This window comes from Candidatus Syntrophosphaera thermopropionivorans (assembly GCF_004353895.1).
GTDB lineage: Bacteria > Cloacimonadota > Cloacimonadia > Cloacimonadales > Cloacimonadaceae > Syntrophosphaera > Syntrophosphaera thermopropionivorans.
This window is the reverse complement of sequence record NZ_SMOG01000049.1, coordinates 1-1,958: the sequence shown is the minus strand read 5'-3', so window position 1 is coordinate 1,958 and position 1,958 is coordinate 1. Positions and strand designations below refer to the sequence as shown.

Sequence of the window (1,958 nt, the reverse complement as noted above, 5' to 3'; positions counted from 1 at the left end):
CTTGCAAACTGGCTAATGAAGAAATTCAAGCTGACCGTCAAGCCGGTATTTTAGGTTTTTATGACCTTCCTGAACGAGATGTTAGTCATATCCTGAATTTTATGGAATCTCTTGACCCTAAATTTGATACTATGGTAGTACTGGGTATTGGTGGTTCTGCTCTGGGTAATAAAGCACTATATTCTGCTCTTAAAACTGAACGCAATTTAGATAAAAAGCTTTTTGTTTATGATAATGTAGACCCCGTTTTCCTCTTTGAAATTTTAGACCAAATTAATCTTGATACCACTATCTTTAATGTTATTTCTAAAAGTGGAACTACTGCAGAAACTATGGCTGCTTATTTGATTATTACGGATATACTCAAAAAACGCTATCCTGATGATTATAAAAACCGATTAATCATTACCACGGATAAGGATAAAGGATTTTTACGCAAGCTGTGTAATGAGGAACATTATCCCTCTTTTGTGGTTCCTGATAATGTAGGGGGACGTTTTTCGGTACTTAGTGATGTAGGACTGGTTTCTTCTGCTTTTGCTAAAATTGACATTCAGAAGCTATTACAGGGTGCAGCTTCTATGCGGAATCGTTGTGCTGATTTAACTAATATATATGATAATCCCGCTTATTTAAATGGACTATTGCACTATCTATATTTCCGAGAAGGGAAAAACATAGCTGTGATGATGCCCTATTCCAATTCACTTTATGACCTAGCAGATTGGTACCGTCAACTTTGGGCAGAAAGTTTAGGTAAACGCTATGACCTTAAAGGGCGAGAAATTCTGGTTGGTCAAACTCCAGTTAAGGCTTTAGGTGCAACCGACCAGCATTCTCAAATTCAGCTATACACGGAAGGTCCTTATGATAAGGTTATAACTTTTTTAACTGTCTTAAATTTCCAGCATGATTATGTTATTCCCAATCTCCATCCTGAAAGTGAAGATGTTAGTTATCTGGGAGATCATAAACTTTCTGAATTACTTAATGCAGAAAGACTTGCCACTGAAATTGCCCTAACAAAAGCCAAACGTCCCAATGCAAATATTATCTTCCCTCAAATTGATGAGTTCCATCTGGGAGAATTCATTATGATGTATGAAATTCAAACTGTATTTACCGGAAAACTATTGCATATAAATCCACTGGACCAACCTGGAGTTGAAGCAGGTAAAAAAGCCACTTATGCCCTAATGGGAAAACCAGGTTATGATAAGGAGCGGGAAGAAATCCAGCAATATTTACAGAAATTGGGAAAGAAGTAAGCGTATTTTAAGCTCATAGTGTCTTTATCTTAAAGCTTTAATTAACAGATATTAAGGTTATACTGAGGTATGAATGACCAAAGAGATTTTCCCAACTTAACAAGAAGAAGGGGATTTTATTTTCGCAAATGCAGCTAAATTACCCTTTTTCCTTGACATCGTAGATAAAGTTAAAATCAAAGTAATTTAAATAATATTGAATTAAGTGAATTGTGAATGTTTACCACCACTTTTCAAATAAAGGGGTTTAAATGTCATTTTTTGGGATACTGGGAATGAAAGCGAATGATATTGCCATAGACTTAGGAACAGCTAACACATTGGTGTATAAAAAGAATGCTGGTGTGGTCATTAATGAACCATCAGTGGTTGCAGTATCAAGTGATAATAAGAGAATTATAGCCATAGGTCAACAAGCCAAAGTGATGCTGGGTAAGAATCCGGATGAAGTGAAAGTCATTAAACCGATGAAAGATGGAGTTATTGCAGATTTCCAAGTGACAGAATTGATGTTGCGCGATTTAATCTTGCGAGCCCAAAAGAAGCGTTTATTAGTACGTCCTCGGGTTATTGTATGCGTTCCATCGGGTATAACAGAAGTAGAAAAAAGAGCCGTAAGAGATAGTGCTCTTCACGCTGGAGCTCGTGAAGTTTATCTGGTTTCTGAACCCGTTGCTGCTGCTATAGGAG

The 1,958-nt window shown here is 36.7% G+C and carries 2 protein-coding genes; both read left to right on the top strand.

What is annotated here, in order from left to right; translation table 11 throughout:
- Positions 1 to 1,268: glucose-6-phosphate isomerase (locus E0946_RS07125; protein ID WP_133201772.1), on the top strand; the 1,268-nt coding region annotated here is incomplete at its 5' end.
- A 251-nt stretch (positions 1,269 to 1,519) separates the two neighbouring features.
- On the top strand, positions 1,520 to 1,958 hold a 439-nt coding region (locus tag E0946_RS07120; RefSeq protein ID WP_207930833.1), incomplete at its 3' end, for a rod shape-determining protein.